Genomic DNA, 13,696 nt, shown 5'->3' with positions numbered 1-13,696 from the left:
GCAGATGCCCAGCAGCGACGCCGTCGTCCTCACCGTCCCCGGACTGCACGGCGACCGGGAGGTGCGGATCTCGAGCCCTGAGCGAGTGCTCTTCCCGGAGCCGGGCATCACCAAGCGCGAGGTCGCGGAGTACCTGATCGCCGTCGGCGAGCCGTTCGTCGCGGCGAACGGCGGCCGCCCCGTCTCGCTGCAGCGCTTCTCCTCCGGGATCGAGGGCGAGCAGTTCTTCTCGAAGAACCCGCCCAAGGGCGCGCCCGAGTACGTCCGGTCCGTCCCGGTGACGTACCCGAGCGGGCGGGTGCATCCGCAGCTCGTGATCGACGAGCCCGCGGCCGCCGTCTGGGCGGCGCAGATGAACACCGTCGTCTTCCATCCGTGGGCGTCCCGCGCCGATGCGCCCGACCTGCCCGACCAGCTCCGGATCGACCTCGACCCGCAGCCCGGCACCGACGTCGCCGACGCGGTCATCGCCGCGCACGCGCTGCGGGAGGTCCTGCGGGAGGCCGGCCTCGACCCGTTCGTGAAGACGTCCGGCAACCGCGGCCTGCACGTCTTCGCGCCGATCGTCGCCGAGCACGAGTTCCTCGACGTCCGCCACGCGGTGATCGCCGCGGCGCGCGAGCTGGAGCGGCGGATGCCCGAGCAGGTCACGACGGCGTGGTGGAAGGAGGAGCGCGGCGAGCGGATCTTCGTCGACTTCAACCAGGCCAACCGCGACCGCACGATCGCCGGTGCCTACAGCCCGCGGCCGCTCGCGCACGCTCCCGTCTCCACTCCGCTGGACTGGGACGAGCTCGACGGCGTCGACCCGCGGGCCTTCACGATCCGCACGGTCCCTGTGCGCCTCGCCGAGCACGGTGATCCGTGGGCCCGGATGCACGACGCCCCCGGCCGCCTCGACGCCCTGCTCGGCTGGTGGGAGCGCGATGTCGCCGCCGGCCTCGGCGAGCTGCCGTTCCCGCCCGACTTCCCCAAGATGCCGGGCGAGCCGCCCCGCGTGCAGCCCAGCCGCGCGAAGAAGGCCTAGCCGAGGACGTCGCCGAGGTCGTACGCGGTCGGCTGCTCCAGCTGCTCCATGGTGCAGGAGGCGGCGTCGCGGTCCGGGCGCCAGCGCTCGAACTGCACGGTGTGCCGGAAGCGGTCGCCCTCGCGCTGGTCGTAGCGGACCTCGAGCACGAGCTCGGGACGCAGACGCACGAAGGAGGTGTCGCGGCCGCTCGCGAACCGGCTCCGCTCGCCCTCGCCGCGCACCGGTGCTCCCTCCGCGTCGCGCTCGACCGCGGGTGCGAGCTCCTCCAGCAGCTGCACGCGACGCTCGTCGCTGAAGGCCGAGGCCCCGCCGACCTGGCGGACCTCTCCGTCGTCGCCGTGCAGGCCGAGCAGGATCGAGCCCACGCCCGGCTTGGAGGCGTGCTCGCGGTACCCGATCGCGATCACGTCGGCCGTGCGGTGGTGCTTGACCTTGAGCACGGCGCGCTTCCCGGGGGAGTAGGGCGCGGCCAGGGGCTTCGCCACGACGCCGTCCAGTCCTGCGCCCTCGAAGCGCTCCAGCCAGTCGCGCGCCAGGGCCTCGTCGTCGGTGGCGCGGCCGAGGTGCAGCGGATGCGGGACGCCGGCCATCACCGCGGCGAGCGCCTCCCGCCGCGCCGAGTACGGCTCCTCGAGCACGCTGCGCCCGTCCACGGCGAGCAGGTCGAAGGCGACGAGCATCGCCGGGGTGGTCTCCGCCAGCATCCTCACGCGGCTCGCGGCTGGATGGATGCGCTGCGAGAGCAGGTCCCAGTCGAGCCGCTGCGCTCCCGGCTCGCCGGTCGCCAGGACGATCTCGCCGTCGAGCACGCAGCCGTCGGGGAGCAGCCGGAGGAAGGCCTCGACGAGCTCGGGGAAGTACCGGGTCAGCGGCTTGGAGCCGCGGCTCCCGATCTCGCACTCCCCGCCGGAGACCGAGACGATCGCGCGGAACCCGTCCCACTTCGGCTCGTAGGAGTATCCGCCCGCGACGGCGGTCTGCTCCGGCACCGCCGGAACGGCCTTGGCGAGCATCGGGGCGACGGGGAGCGCGAACGGGAGGTCCATGCCCTGATCATCCCGGCCGCGATCCCCGGCCGCACCCCCTTCCGGAAGGCTGTGGACCGGGACGTTCCGGGCCCGCCGCGGAGGTTCGAGGCGTAGCGTTCCCGGCATGAGCATTGACTGGAAGCGCTGGACGCCCGTCGCCGTCGTCCCCGCGGTCGTCGTCGCCGCGGCCGTCGCCCTCCCCCTCTCGGCGAGCGCCGCGGGGGACCTCCCCGAGAAGTCCGCCGCCGACCTCCTCGCCTTCGTCGCCGAGAGCGACGCCACGGCGTTCTCCGGCGAGATCCAGCAGACCTCGGACCTCGGCCTGCCCGACCTCTCGGCGCTCGGCGGCTCCGCCGGCTCGGCGTCCGCCGACCCCGCCGACTCCCTCGTCGAGCTCGCCACGGGCTCACACCAGGCGCGCGTGTACGTCGACGCCGAGAAGGGCGCGCGCCTCCAGGTGCTCGACCGGCTGGCCGAGCGCGACGTCGTCGCCTCGACGACCGACGGGGTCTGGATCTACGACTCGAGCGCGAACACCGCCACCCACCTCGCGCCTCCCGCGGGCGGAGCCCCCGAGGCCTCGCCGGGCGATCAGGTCGTGACGCCGTCGTCCGCCGCCGAGCGGCTGCTCGCCGCGATCGACCCGACGACCACAGTCGCGGTCGGCTCGGACGTCAGCGTCGCCGGGCGCGACGCGTACGAGCTCGTGCTCACGCCCCGCGACGGCGGCACCCTCGTGGGCTCCGTGACCGTCTCGGTCGACGGCGAGACGGGCCTCCCGCTCGGGGTAGCCGTGACCGCCCGCGGGGGCACCGCGCCCTCGTTCAGCGTCGCGTACACGAGCATCGACTTCTCGACACCCGACGCGTCCCTCTTCTCCTTCACGCCCCCGGCCGGCGCCGAGGTGACGGAGCAGGCCGCTCCGGTCGACGACGCGGCGGACGCCTCCGACGCGCCCGCCGCGGGCACGGCCGAGCACTCCGACGTCGTCACCACGGGCTCCGGCTGGACGAGCGTCGTCGAGCTGCCCGCCGGTGACGCCGACGCGCTCTCCTCGCTCGACGCTGTCACCACGCCGGTCGACGGCGGCCGCATCCTCTCCTCCGCCCTGCTGACCGTCCTCGTCACCGACGACGGACGCGTCCTCGCCGGAGCGGTCCCGGCCGAGACGCTCCGCGACGCGGCCTCCGCTCGGTGACGGCGGGCGAGCTCGCAGTCGAGACGCGGGGCCTCACCAAACGCTTCGGGCGCCAGGAGGCGGTCTCCGGTCTCGACCTCGCCGTTCCACGCGGCGCCGTCTTCGGCTTCCTCGGCCCGAACGGCTCGGGCAAGACCACGACGATCCGGATGCTGCTCGCCCTCGCCGCGCCGACCGCGGGCAGCATCACCGTCCTCGGGCAGGCCATGCCCCGGCGCGCGGCCGAGGTCCTGCCCCGGGTGGGGGCGCTGGTCGAGGGGCCGGGCTTCTACCCGTTCCTCTCCGGAGCGGCCAACCTCCGGCGCTTCGACGCCGCGGAGGCGGGCACCTCGTCCCGCACCCGCGACACCCGTGCGAAGGAGGCCCTCGCCCGCGTCGGTCTCTCGGCCGCGGCGCGCAAGAAGGTCGGCTCCTACTCCCTGGGCATGAAGCAGCGGCTCGGCATCGCGGTCGCCCTGCTCTCGCCGCGCGACCTGATCGTGCTGGACGAGCCCACGAACGGTCTCGATCCGCAGGGCACCCGCGAGGTCCGCGCTCTCGTGCGCGGACTGAACCAGGACGGCACGACCGTCCTCGTCTCCAGCCACCTCCTCGCCGAGATCGAGCAGCTCTGCACCCACGCCGCCGTCATGCGCACCGGGCGCCTCGTCGCCCAGGGCGGGCTCGACGAGCTGCGCGGGGACGCCGCCTCGGTCGAGCTGCTGACGCCCGACCGCGAGCGCGCGATCGTGGCCCTGCACACCCGGGGTCTGGAGCCGCGCACCGCGCCGGGCCCGCACCCCGCCGATCCGCCGCTGGTCGTCGCCGCACTGCCGCCCGGGCTCGAGGCCGAGACGCTGGTCGCCGACCTCGTGCGGGCCGACGTCCGCGTCCGCGGGTTCGCCGTCCGCCGCCCCTCGCTCGAGGAGCGCTTCGTCGAGCTGACCGGGGAGGGCTTCGATGTCGAGCGCTGACGCGACCGTCCGCCGAGCAGGGATCGGGTCCCTGCTCGCCTCCGAGCTCGCCCTGCTCTTCCGCCGGCGCCGCACCTGGGCGCTGCTCGCGGCCCTGGCCGCCATCCCGATCCTGCTCGCCGTCGCGGTGCGGCTCTCGGGCGGCGACGGAGGCGGGCCCTCCTTCGTGGGCGCGATCGCCGGCAACGGCCTCTTCACCGGCTTCGCGGCCATCACGGTCGCCGTCCCGCTGTTCCTCCCGCTCACGGTCGGGGTCGTCGCCGGCGACGCGATCGCGGGCGAGGCCTCGCTCGGGACGCTGCGCTACCTGCTGGTCAGCCCCGTCGGCCGCGTGCGGCTGCTCGCGGTGAAGTTCGCCGCCTCCCTCGCCTTCTGCCTCGCCGCAGCACTCACCGTCATGGTGGTCGGGATCCTGATCGGCCTGGCGCTCTTCCCGGCGGGACCGGTGACGCTGCTCTCCGGCAGCACCGTCCCGCTCGCCGACGCGATCGGCCGGGCCCTGGCGATCGCCGTGTACGCGGCGCTCTCGCTGGTCGGGCTCTCGGCGATCGGCCTCTTCATCTCGACGCTGACCGATGTGCCGGTCGGCGCCATGGCGGCCACCGTCGTCGTCTCCATCGCGGCGCAGATCGTCGGCTCGCTCTCGCAGCTGGACGCCCTCCACCCGTTCCTGCTGACCGACCGGTGGTTCGACTTCGCCGACCTCCTGCGCGACCCGATCGCGTGGAGCTCCTTCGGCGAGAACGCGCTGCTCCAGCTCGCCTACGTCGCCGTGTTCGGGTCCCTCGCGATCGGCCGCTTCACCACCCGCGACATCCTCTCCTGATCCTGGGACGACGGAGGCCGCCCTCCCGCACTGCGGTGGGGGCGGCCTCCGATGTCGACGGGGTCAGCCCTGGGGAGCGATCCCGAAGCTGACGGAGCCGCCCTCGTCCACCTGCGCGTCGAGGACCTTGTCGCCGAGAGCGACGGAGGCGGCGACGTCGAGGAACACGCGCGCTCCGTCCTGCTCCACGACGGCGTCCGTCGTCTCGGGGGCCGCGGCGACCGCGACAGCGAAGTTGCGCGCGTCGAGATCGGTGCCGCTGATGCGCAGGCCTCCCTCGACGGGGGTCTCGGTCTGCCCGGTGATGGTCTTGACGACGGTGCTGGCGTTGTCGGTGAGCGTGAGCATCGGGTCGTTCCTTCCGTCCGTGGTCGATGAGGGGGCCACGTTGCCGGGATCCGGCGGCACCCTCAAGGCGGCGGAGCGGATGTGGAGGGGATGCACACCTGGACGGCCCGGGGAGTCGCGGCGCTCGCCGGAGCCGCGCCGGGCCGGGGGCGCCGCATCGCCTGCCACACTGGCCGGATGCACCCCGCCGACTCCTGCCCCTGCGGAAGCCGCCGCCACTACGCCGACTGCTGCCGCCCCGCCCACCTCGGCGAGGAGCCCTCGCCGACGGCGGAGCGCCTGATGCGCAGCCGCTACAGCGCGAACGTCCTCGGCAGCGCTCCCTACCTGCTCGCGAGCTGGCACCCCTCGACCCGGCCGCGCCGCATCGACCTCGATCCCGACCTCCAGTGGCGCCGGCTCCAGATCGTCGACACCTCGTTCGGCGGGGAGGGCGACGAGGAGGGCCTGGTCGAGTTCCGCGCCTCCTACCGCTCGCCCGCCGGCCCAGGCCTCGTGCACGAGCGCAGCCGCTTCCTGCGCGAGGACGGTCGCTGGCTCTACGTCGACGGCGAGATGCTCGGCGACGAGGCCTGATCCGTCCTGGCCGTCCTACTCTGGAGGCATGGCCAAGGACTTCCGCCGGGCGGACGACGCGTCGCGCTACGAGCTCCACCTCGACGGCGCCTTGGTGGGCGTCCTCGACTACCGCGAGGCGCCCGGCAGCGTCTCCCTCGTCCGCTCCTTCACGACCCCGCCCTTCCGAGGCCGCGGGCTCGCAGGGGAGCTGGTCTCCTTCGCCGTCGACGACATCGAGGCCGCCGGCGGGCGGAGCGTCGTGCCGATGTGCTGGTACGTCGGGCAGTGGTTCGAGCAGCACCCCGAGAAGGCGCACCTCCTCGCTCCCTCCTGAGCCGCTCGCTCACTCGCGGACCGCGGGCTCCACTCCGGCCAGGTCCGGGCCGAGGCCGATGTCGACCAGGCGCAGACGGCCCGCGTAGGAGTCGCCCGGAGGCAGCAGCAGACCGGCCTTGATCGCGCCGAAGGCGACCGTCACATCGGCGCGCAGCACGGTGGGATCGGGGACCGACCCGTCGTCGGGATGGACGCCGCTCGGCAGGTCGACCGCGACGACCACCGGGCGCTCGGCCCGCCGCTCCAGCGCGTCGAGCACCGCCTCGACGACGACGCGCGGCCGTCCCCGCAGCGCGGGCTCCGTCGCTCCGATGCCGAGGATCCCGTCGACCAGGACATCCGCCCGCGCCACCGCCGCGGCGAGGCCGGGCGCGTCGTCGGCCGGCACCTGCCCGCAGCCCTCGTCGAGCGCCACGGCGAGGCCCCGGCGGTGCACCCGCTCGGCCGTGAGGACGAGGACGACGTCAATTCCGGAGGAGGAGAGCTCGGCGGCCGCGTAGAGCGCGTCACCGCCGTTGTCGCCCGGACCGACCAGGACGAGCACCGAGCCCGGACGGGAGCGGTCGGAGCGCCCGGCGAGCACGAGACGCAGCTCGCGGGCGAGGCCGTCGGCGGCGCGCTGCATCAGCGGCTCCCGCCGGGCCAGGTGCGGAGCCTCGGCGGCCCGCACCTGCGCGGACGTGTATCCCTCGACCATGCGCTCCACTGTGCGCGCGGCGCAGCGGGGGTGCAACCCCGTCAGCTCTCCTGCACCGCCCGGTCCGACTCCTCGACGATCGCCCGGATCGCGGCCTCCGCAGCGTCCGCGTCGCCCGAGGCGACGGCGGCGGCCACCGCCCGGTGCAGCCGCACCGCGGTGGAGTCGGCCTCGCGCGGCATGAGCGCGTTGCGGGTGCGGCCGGCGAGGACCTCGGCGACCAGATCGCCCAGCTGCGCGAGCATCCGGTTGCCGGACGCGGCCAGGAGGGAGCGGTGGAAGGCGGTGTCGGCGGCGAGGTAGGCGGACTGGTCGGCTGCGCGGGAGTGGGTGGAGAGGGCGTCGCCCGCCTCCGTGAGCGCCCGCCGCTGCTCCTCGGTCGCGTTCGCCGCTGCGAGCCTTGCGGCGAGCGGCTCCACCCCGAGTCGGAGCTCGCTGAGCTGGTGCAGCTGGCGCCGCCGGTCCGGGCCGTCCAGTCCCCATGCGACGACCCGCGTGTCCAGGGCGTTCCAGCACTCCGGAGGCTGGACCCGCGTCCCCGCGCGGCGGCGGGATGTCACGAGCCCGAGCGTCTCGAGGACGCGCACCGCCTCCCGCATCACCGAGCGGGAGACCCCGCGCCGCTCCGCACGCTCGTCGGCGCTGAAGGTGGTGCCCGGCGCGAGCTCGCCGCGCACGATCTGCGAGCCGAGCTCGTCCAGCACCGAGTGGTGCAGCGAGGGCGTCGGCGCGGGCATGCGGTCATCCTGCCATCGCCGGAGTCGCGCCCCGGCCGATCTTCGGGCATGATCGGGACACACGCAGGTTATGTCGGACAAAAGCCGGCCGCTGGCCGTCGGCTCGACCAAGGACGCTCATGACACCGACCCTCCTCCCCGCCCTCCGCGCCGCCGCCAGCCCCGCGATCAGGCCCGTGGTCAGCGCTCCGATCAGCAGGGAGACGAAGGGGTGCAGCTTCAGCCAGGTGATCAGCACGACGATCACGGCGATGCCGACGACGGCGGCGAGGATCAGCTGCGCCTGCCCGGCGGTGGTGGCGGCGGCGGACGCGGTCGCCAGCTTCGCGCTGGGGTTCGGCAACACCATGGGCGGCGTCGGCATCCTCATCGGCCTCGGCGCGATGTACGGCAAGCTCCTCGCCGACTCGGGCGGCGCGGACCGCATCGTGGACACCCTCATCGCCCGCTCGAGCACTCGCGCGCTGCCCTGGATGATGGGCTTCGTCGGCGCGCTGATCGGGCTGCCGATGTTCTTCGAGGTCGGGCTCGTGCTGCTGATCCCGGTCGTGATCCTGGTCGCCCGCCGGAGCGGTCTGCCGCTGATGAAGGTGGCGATCCCGACGCTCGCCGGCCTCTCGGTGATGCACGGCCTCGTCCCGCCCCACCCCGGACCGCTGGTCGCGATCGACGCGCTCGGCGCGAACCTCGGCGTGACCCTCGCGTTCGGCGTCCTGGTCGCGATCCCCACCGTCGTCGTCGCCGGCCCGCTCTTCGGCCGGGTCGCCGCCCGCTGGGCGCCGGTGGAGACGCCGCCGCTCTTCGGCGAGGGCGCGGGCGAGACGCGCGAGCACCGCCCGGGCTTCGCCGCCGCCGTCGCGAGCATCCTGCTGCCGGTCGTGCTGATGCTGGGCAAGGCGATCGCCGACATCGCGGCCCCCGGATCCACGGACGCCTGGAAGGGCGCCCTCGACTTCCTCGGCACACCGACCATCGCGCTGGGGATCGCGCTTCTGGCCGGTCTGGTCCTGCTCGGACGCGGCGGCCGGATGAACCGCACCGAGCTGCAGGCCTCGCTCTCGAGCTCGCTGCCGCCGATCGCGGGCATCCTGCTCATCGTCGGCGCGGGCGGCGGTTTCAAGCAGATCCTCGTCGACACCGGGATCGGCGGGGTGGTCGCCCAGCTCGCGGAGGGGAGCGGCGCCTCGGCGCTGCTGCTCGCCTGGCTCGTGGCCGTCGTGATCCGCGTCGCCACCGGCTCCGCGACCGTCGCCACCGTGACCGCCGCAGGGATCCTCCAGCCGCTGACCGAGACCATGGACGGGCCGATGGTCGCCCTCATGGTGCTCGCGATCGGCGCCGGCTCGGTGTTCCTGTCGCACGTCAACGACGCCGGGTTCTGGCTGGTGAAGGAGTACCTCGGGCTCAGCATCGGCCAGACGCTCAAGACCTGGACCGTGATGGAGTGCCTGGTCTCGGTGACCGGGCTCGCCGGGGTCCTCCTGATCGGTCTCTTCGTAGGAGGTATCTGATGACCGCTCTTCCCACCGTCCCCGTCCGCGCCGTCGTCGTCATGGGCGTCTCCGGCAGCGGCAAGTCGACCGTCGCGTCGCTCCTGGCGCGCCGACTCGGCTGGGAGTTCCTCGAGGGGGACGACCTGCACCCGCAGGCGAACGTCGACAAGATGCACGCCGGCATCCCGCTGACCGACGAGGACCGGGCGCCCTGGCTTGCCGAGATCGCCCGCGTGGTGGACCAGCGGATCGCCGCGGGCGGCTCGGTCGTCGTGACCTGCTCGGCCCTGCGCCGCCGCTACCGCGACGTCCTGCGCCGCGACGACCTCGTCTTCGCGCACCTCGCGGGATCGAGGGACCGTATCGCCGGGCGGCTCGCCTCGCGGGTCGGCCACTTCATGCCGACCACGCTGCTCGACTCGCAGTTCGAGGCGCTCGAGCCCCTCGGCGACGACGAGCTCCACGTCACGGTCGACGTGGGCGGCGCTCCGGAGGAGGAGATCGCCGAGATCCTCGGGGGGCTCGGCCTCGCGTCCGCGGGCGCCTAGAGCAGCAGCGACTCCACCGGCACGGCCGGGAGGTCAAAGGCCGCGGCGACGGCGGTGTTCGTCACCCGGCCGTCGTGGGTGCTCAGGCCGCGGGCGAGCGCCGGGTCGGCGGCCAGGGCGGCCCGCCACCCGCGGTCGGCCAGCGCGAGCGCGTAGGGGAGCGTCGCGTTGGTGAGCGCGCGGGTCGAGGTCTCGGGAACGGCGCCGGGCATGTTCGCGACGCAGTAGTAGACGCTCCGGTGCACGGGGAACACCGGGTCGTCGTGCGTGGTCGGACGCGAGCCCTCGAAGCAGCCGCCCTGGTCGATCGCGATGTCGACCAGCACCGAGCCCGGCTTCATCGTGGCGACCATCTCGTCGGTCACCAGCTTGGGCGCCTTGGCGCCCGGGATGAGGACGGATCCGATCACGAGGTCGGCGTCGGCCAGCTGCGCGGCGATCTCGTAGGCCGAGGAGGCGCGGGTCTGGATCGCGCCCTGGAAGCGGTTCTCGAGCTGCGCGAGGCGGGGGAGCGAGAGGTCGACGATCGTGACGTCGGCCCCCATGCCGAGGGCGTTGGCCGCGGCGTGCTCGCCGGCCGTGCCGCCGCCGATCACGACGACCTTCGCCTTCGGAGTGCCGGGGACCCCGCCGAGCAGCGTGCCCCGTCCGCCGACGGCGCTCATGAGGTGGTACGCGCCGACCGTGATCGACAGGCGCCCGGCGACCTCGCTCATCGGCGAGAGCAGCGGCAGCCGCCGGTCGTCCAGCTGGACCGTCTCATAGGCGATGGAGGTCGTCCCGGCGGCGAGCAGCGCATCGGTGCACGGGCGGGAGGCGGCGAGGTGGAGGTAGGTGAAGAGCACCTGGTCGCGGCGCATCCGCGGGTACTCGGCCTCGATCGGCTCCTTGACCTTGAGGACCAGCTCGGATTCGCCCCAGACCTCGTCGGGCCCGTCGACGACGCGGGCGCCGCCGCGGCGGAAGTCGTCGTCCGACACGCGGGAGCCCAGGCCCGCGCCGGCCTCGACCAGGACCTCGTGTCCGCGGCGCACCAGCTCGTGGACGCCGGCCGGAGTGGCGGCGACCCGGTTCTCGTTGTTCTTGATCTCGGTGGGGATCCCGACGCGCACGGCGGCTCCTTCGCTGCGGCCCGCGGGGCGGGCGGTGGGCGCCGATCCTGCACCGGCTCTGCCCCCATCGTGCGAAGATCGTGCCCGGGGCGGAGGAATTCCGCATAATCGGTCGGAAGTCACCGCACGGGCCGAAGGTTCGTCGGCGGAGTGGGGGAGCGGGCGCATGCCACCGAAGGATCTGCACGACCTCGACGACCTGGATCCGGTCGACCGGACCCTGGTGCGCCTCCTCCGCGCAGACGCGCGGACGCCCAACAGCCGGCTCGCCGAGCGCGCCGGCATCGCCCCGTCGACCTGCGTCGCACGCGTCCGGGGCCTCGTCGAGCGCGGCGTCATCACCGGCTTCACCGCCGAGCTCGACCCGGCGGCGCTCGGCCTGACCCTGCAGGCGCTGATCAGCGTCAGCATCCGCGTCGGCCAGCGCCAGGCGATCACGCGCTTCGCGGAGGAGATCCGCGCGCTGCCCGAGGTGGTGCAGGTGTTCTTCCTCGGCGGCTCGGAGGACTTCATCATCCACGTCGCGGTCCGCGACTCCAGCGACGTGCGGGACTTCGTGGTCTCGAACCTCTCGGCGAACCCGGCGGTGGCCTCGACGCGCACGAGCCTGGTGTTCGACCACCACCGCAAGGGCCCGGCGGTCCCCGAGTAGCGCGGGCAGGCGCGGGTCCGAGCGGCCGCTCGGCCCGCGTCCGTCCCTCGGGGCTAGTGCGCCCCGGGGTTCACGTCGCCGCCCCCGCGCTGCATGAGGCCGGGGATGCGCTTGGCGAGCCCCGGGATCGCCTCGTCCGAGATCGAGATCCGCGTGTCGCGCAGGCGCTGGCGCAGCAGGGTCTCGACGTCCTCCTCCGGTCGCAGCTCGGCGTCGCCGGCGACCTGCAGCAGCACGCCGCGCAGCTTCTCGTCGAGCTGCGCGTCGTCGCTGCCGTGCTGGATCGGGTGGTCCTGGGATGCGTTCGTCATGCCTCCATGCTGGCACCGGCGACCCCGTGCCGAGAGGACTTGCGCCGCGGCAGGATGGTCGCATGCCGTTCACCCGCGCCGAGCTCGCAGCGTTCCAGGACCGCACCGTCGAGGACCTGCTGGGCGACGACGTCCGGCTCCTCTTCGTCGGCATCAACCCGGGACTGTGGACCGCCGCCACCGGCGCGCACTTCGCCCACCCCGGCAACCGCTTCTACCCGGCGCTCGTCGCGGCCGGGATCCTCGAGCGCGCGCCGCGCGTGTCCGAGGGGATGAGCGCCGCCGACCGCGCGGAGCTCGTCTCCCGCGGCGTCGGCATCACCAATCTCGCCTCCCGGGCGACCGCCCGCGCCGACGAGCTGACCGCGGAGGAGCTGCGCGAGGGCGCTCAGCGGCTGGTCGCCACCGTGGAGCGGGTGCGGCCCCGGGCCGTCGCGGTCGTCGGCATCACCGCCTACCGGATCGCGTTCGGACGCCGCAGGGCGGTGCAGGGCAGGCAGGAGGAGGACGTGGCGGGCGCGCCGCTCTGGGTGCTGCCAAACCCGAGCGGCCTGAACGCGCACGACACCGTCGCCTCGCTCGGGCGCGCCTACCGCGAGCCGGCGCTCGAGGCGGGGATCGTCTCTTCCGACGCGCTCCTGCCCGGGGACGTCGGACCCCGCTCGCAGGAATAGCCGTCGACCCCCGGAGGTTGCAGAAGTCCATGAGTATGCATGAAGTCAAGTTCGGCGTCGACACGTTCGGCGACGTCACCGCCGGCCCCGACGGCGCCCCGCTGCCGCACGGCCAGGTCCTCCGCGACGTGGTCGAGGAGGGAGTCCTGGCCGACCGGGTCGGCATCGACTTCTTCGGGATCGGCGAGCACCACCGCGCCGACTTCGCCGTGAGCGCACCGGACGTCGTGCTCGCCGCCATCGCGGCCCGCACCGAGCGCATCCACCTCGGCTCCGCCGTGACGGTCCTCTCCTCGGACGACCCGGTGCGCGTCTACCAGCGCTTCGCCACCCTCGACGGACTCTCCGGCGGCCGGGCCGAGGTCATCCTCGGCCGCGGCTCCTTCACCGAATCCTTCCCGCTCTTCGGCTACGACCTCGCGCAGTACGAGGTCCTCTTCGAGGAGAAGCTCGACCTCTTCCACGCCCTGATCCAGGGCGGCCCGGTCACCTGGCAGGGCACGACCCGCCCCGCGCTCACCGAGCAGAGCGTCTACCCGACCCTCGACAACGGCACCCTCCGCACCTGGATCGGCGTCGGCGGCAGCCCCGAGTCGGTCGTCCGCGCCGCCCGGTACGGCTTCCCGCTCGTCCTGGCGATCATCGGCGGCTCGCCGGCCCGCTTCCGCCCCTACGTCGACCTCTTCGGCCGCGCGCTCGACCAGCTCGAGCAGCCCCGCCTCCCGGTCGCCGTGCACTCGCCCGGCTTCGTCGCCGACACCGACGAGGAGGCGCGCGAGCTGTACTTCCCGCACCACAAGGCGATGATGGACGCCATCGGCCGCGAGCGCGGCTGGTCCCCGATGACCCGCGAGCGCTTCGAGGAGGAGGCCGGCCCCGACGGCGCCATCCACCTCGGCTCGCCCGAGACGGTCGCCCGGAAGATCGCGCGAACGGTCGAGGCCCTGGGCATCGACCGCTTCGACCTCAAGTACAGCGCCGGGACGCTGCCGCACCCGGCGATCATGCGCAACATCGAGCTCTACGGCACGCAGGTCATCCCGCGGGTGCGCGAGCTGCTCGCGCACTGACCCCCGCCGGGCGCCCGTTCCCCCGCTGGGCGCTCGGCGCGTTCCGAGCCGACGCGGTGCGCGCTCCCACCGGGCGCCCGGCCCGCGTCGATACACTCGGAACCCCCCGCCCCGACCCTCCCGGA

The 13,696-nt window shown here is 74.1% G+C and carries 17 protein-coding genes; 11 read left to right on the top strand and 6 right to left on the bottom strand.

From position 1 onward, the window contains the following. The first annotated feature begins 4 nt into the window (after positions 1 to 4). Entirely contained in the window at positions 5 to 1,027 is a 1,023-nt protein-coding gene (gene ligD, locus C5C71_RS11075; protein WP_181065697.1) for a non-homologous end-joining DNA ligase, read from the top strand. On the opposite strand, the gene C5C71_RS11070 is transcribed toward ligD, so the two are convergent. Continuing rightward, positions 1,024 to 2,076: an ATP-dependent DNA ligase gene (locus tag C5C71_RS11070; RefSeq protein WP_104337692.1), complete on the bottom strand. Its 1,053-nt coding sequence runs from the start codon at positions 2,074 to 2,076 to the stop codon at positions 1,024 to 1,026. The genes ligD and C5C71_RS11070 overlap by 4 nt on opposite strands. A 106-nt stretch (positions 2,077 to 2,182) precedes the next feature. On the opposite strand from C5C71_RS11070, the gene C5C71_RS11065 reads away from it, so the two are divergent. Genes C5C71_RS11065 through C5C71_RS11055 form a run of 3 tightly spaced genes read left to right on the top strand, consistent with a single transcriptional unit; the run spans position 2,183 to position 5,035 of the window. Continuing rightward, entirely contained in the window at positions 2,183 to 3,256 is a 1,074-nt protein-coding gene (locus tag C5C71_RS11065; RefSeq protein WP_104337691.1) for a DUF2092 domain-containing protein, read from the top strand. Continuing rightward, positions 3,253 to 4,209: an ABC transporter ATP-binding protein gene (locus C5C71_RS11060; RefSeq protein WP_104238593.1), complete on the top strand. Its 957-nt coding sequence runs from the start codon at positions 3,253 to 3,255 to the stop codon at positions 4,207 to 4,209. The genes C5C71_RS11065 and C5C71_RS11060 overlap by 4 nt, the downstream gene beginning before the upstream one ends. After that, positions 4,196 to 5,035: an ABC transporter permease gene (locus C5C71_RS11055; protein ID WP_104255477.1), complete on the top strand. Its 840-nt coding sequence runs from the start codon at positions 4,196 to 4,198 to the stop codon at positions 5,033 to 5,035. The genes C5C71_RS11060 and C5C71_RS11055 overlap by 14 nt, the downstream gene beginning before the upstream one ends. Positions 5,036 to 5,098: 63 nt before the next feature. On the opposite strand, the gene C5C71_RS11050 is transcribed toward C5C71_RS11055, so the two are convergent. Beyond that, positions 5,099 to 5,383, bottom strand: a complete 285-nt coding sequence (locus C5C71_RS11050) for a hypothetical protein (protein ID WP_104225397.1) — start codon at positions 5,381 to 5,383, stop codon at positions 5,099 to 5,101. Positions 5,384 to 5,473: 90 nt separating this feature from the next. On the opposite strand from C5C71_RS11050, the gene C5C71_RS11045 reads away from it, so the two are divergent. Further along, the gene (locus tag C5C71_RS11045; protein WP_258063454.1) at positions 5,474 to 5,959 is read left to right on the top strand and encodes a YchJ family protein; all 486 of its coding nucleotides are present in this window, start codon (positions 5,474 to 5,476) and stop codon (positions 5,957 to 5,959) included. A gap of 28 nt (positions 5,960 to 5,987) precedes the next feature. Then, entirely contained in the window at positions 5,988 to 6,275 is a 288-nt protein-coding gene (locus tag C5C71_RS11040) for a GNAT family N-acetyltransferase (RefSeq protein WP_104222554.1), read from the top strand. 9 nt (positions 6,276 to 6,284) lie between these two features. Here the strand turns inward: C5C71_RS11040 and C5C71_RS11035 are convergent, their stop codons facing one another. Then, positions 6,285 to 6,974 (bottom strand): NAD(P)H-hydrate epimerase, encoded by a 690-nt coding sequence (locus C5C71_RS11035; RefSeq protein ID WP_104325462.1) that lies wholly within the window; start codon positions 6,972 to 6,974, stop codon positions 6,285 to 6,287. Between the two features lie 41 nt (positions 6,975 to 7,015). Beyond that, positions 7,016 to 7,711 carry a FadR/GntR family transcriptional regulator gene (locus C5C71_RS11030; RefSeq protein ID WP_104337690.1) on the bottom strand — a complete coding sequence of 232 codons (696 nt, stop codon included), beginning with the start codon at positions 7,709 to 7,711 and terminating at the stop codon, positions 7,016 to 7,018. Positions 7,712 to 7,830: 119 nt separating this feature from the next. On the opposite strand from C5C71_RS11030, the gene C5C71_RS11025 reads away from it, so the two are divergent. Further along, positions 7,831 to 9,222, top strand: a complete 1,392-nt coding sequence (locus C5C71_RS11025) for a gluconate:H+ symporter (RefSeq protein WP_104337689.1) — start codon at positions 7,831 to 7,833, stop codon at positions 9,220 to 9,222. Continuing rightward, positions 9,222 to 9,752 (top strand): gluconokinase, encoded by a 531-nt coding sequence (locus C5C71_RS11020; RefSeq protein WP_104222558.1) that lies wholly within the window; start codon positions 9,222 to 9,224, stop codon positions 9,750 to 9,752. Before C5C71_RS11025 ends, C5C71_RS11020 begins: the two co-directional genes overlap by 1 nt. On the opposite strand, the gene ald is transcribed toward C5C71_RS11020, so the two are convergent. Then, the gene (ald, locus tag C5C71_RS11015; RefSeq protein ID WP_104337688.1) at positions 9,749 to 10,864 is read right to left on the bottom strand and encodes an alanine dehydrogenase; all 1,116 of its coding nucleotides are present in this window, start codon (positions 10,862 to 10,864) and stop codon (positions 9,749 to 9,751) included. The two genes, C5C71_RS11020 and ald, sit on opposite strands and share 4 nt — an antisense overlap. 166 nt (positions 10,865 to 11,030) lie before the next feature. Between ald and C5C71_RS11010 the strand changes: the two genes are divergently transcribed. After that, entirely contained in the window at positions 11,031 to 11,516 is a 486-nt protein-coding gene (locus tag C5C71_RS11010; RefSeq protein ID WP_104222560.1) for an Lrp/AsnC family transcriptional regulator, read from the top strand. A gap of 53 nt (positions 11,517 to 11,569) precedes the next feature. Here the strand turns inward: C5C71_RS11010 and C5C71_RS11005 are convergent, their stop codons facing one another. Continuing rightward, complete coding sequence (locus C5C71_RS11005; RefSeq protein WP_104222561.1) at positions 11,570 to 11,827, bottom strand: hypothetical protein; 258 nt, start codon at positions 11,825 to 11,827, stop codon at positions 11,570 to 11,572. Between the two features lie 62 nt (positions 11,828 to 11,889). Here C5C71_RS11005 and C5C71_RS11000 point away from each other — a divergent pair, with 62 nt between their 5' ends. Then, positions 11,890 to 12,501, top strand: a complete 612-nt coding sequence (locus C5C71_RS11000; RefSeq protein ID WP_104337687.1) for a mismatch-specific DNA-glycosylase — start codon at positions 11,890 to 11,892, stop codon at positions 12,499 to 12,501. A 35-nt stretch (positions 12,502 to 12,536) separates the two neighbouring features. Then, a complete protein-coding gene (locus C5C71_RS10995; protein ID WP_104225389.1) occupies positions 12,537 to 13,571 on the top strand; it encodes an LLM class flavin-dependent oxidoreductase in 1,035 nt (344 codons plus the stop codon). Positions 13,572 to 13,696: the final 125 nt, after the last annotated feature.

The sequence above is a fragment of the Rathayibacter sp. AY1C1 genome (genome assembly GCF_002932105.1).
Lineage (GTDB): Bacteria > Actinomycetota > Actinomycetes > Actinomycetales > Microbacteriaceae > Rathayibacter.
Note: the sequence above shows the minus strand (reverse complement) of the source record. Positions and strands in the feature narration are given on the sequence as shown.

What these genes read in the sequence shown, in the direction of transcription:
- C5C71_RS11040 (WP_104222554.1), top strand. Translation starts at nt 5,988, where the DNA reads ATGGCCAAGGACTTCCGCCGGGCGGACGACGCGTCGCGCTACGAGCTC.
- C5C71_RS11045 (WP_258063454.1), top strand. Translation starts at nt 5,474, where the DNA reads ATGCACACCTGGACGGCCCGGGGAGTCGCGGCGCTCGCCGGAGCCGCG.
- C5C71_RS11070 (WP_104337692.1), bottom strand. Translation starts at nt 2,076, where the DNA reads ATGGACCTCCCGTTCGCGCTCCCCGTCGCCCCGATGCTCGCCAAGGCC.
- C5C71_RS11065 (WP_104337691.1), top strand. Translation starts at nt 2,183, where the DNA reads ATGAGCATTGACTGGAAGCGCTGGACGCCCGTCGCCGTCGTCCCCGCG.
- C5C71_RS11050 (WP_104225397.1), bottom strand. Translation starts at nt 5,383, where the DNA reads ATGCTCACGCTCACCGACAACGCCAGCACCGTCGTCAAGACCATCACC.
- C5C71_RS10995 (WP_104225389.1), top strand. Translation starts at nt 12,537, where the DNA reads ATGCATGAAGTCAAGTTCGGCGTCGACACGTTCGGCGACGTCACCGCC.
- C5C71_RS11000 (WP_104337687.1), top strand. Translation starts at nt 11,890, where the DNA reads ATGCCGTTCACCCGCGCCGAGCTCGCAGCGTTCCAGGACCGCACCGTC.
- C5C71_RS11030 (WP_104337690.1), bottom strand. Translation starts at nt 7,711, where the DNA reads ATGCCCGCGCCGACGCCCTCGCTGCACCACTCGGTGCTGGACGAGCTC.
- C5C71_RS11005 (WP_104222561.1), bottom strand. Translation starts at nt 11,827, where the DNA reads ATGACGAACGCATCCCAGGACCACCCGATCCAGCACGGCAGCGACGAC.
- C5C71_RS11010 (WP_104222560.1), top strand. Translation starts at nt 11,031, where the DNA reads ATGCCACCGAAGGATCTGCACGACCTCGACGACCTGGATCCGGTCGAC.
- C5C71_RS11025 (WP_104337689.1), top strand. Translation starts at nt 7,831, where the DNA reads ATGACACCGACCCTCCTCCCCGCCCTCCGCGCCGCCGCCAGCCCCGCG.
- C5C71_RS11035 (WP_104325462.1), bottom strand. Translation starts at nt 6,974, where the DNA reads ATGGTCGAGGGATACACGTCCGCGCAGGTGCGGGCCGCCGAGGCTCCG.
- C5C71_RS11020 (WP_104222558.1), top strand. Translation starts at nt 9,222, where the DNA reads ATGACCGCTCTTCCCACCGTCCCCGTCCGCGCCGTCGTCGTCATGGGC.
- C5C71_RS11055 (WP_104255477.1), top strand. Translation starts at nt 4,196, where the DNA reads ATGTCGAGCGCTGACGCGACCGTCCGCCGAGCAGGGATCGGGTCCCTG.
- ligD (WP_181065697.1), top strand. Translation starts at nt 5, where the DNA reads ATGCCCAGCAGCGACGCCGTCGTCCTCACCGTCCCCGGACTGCACGGC.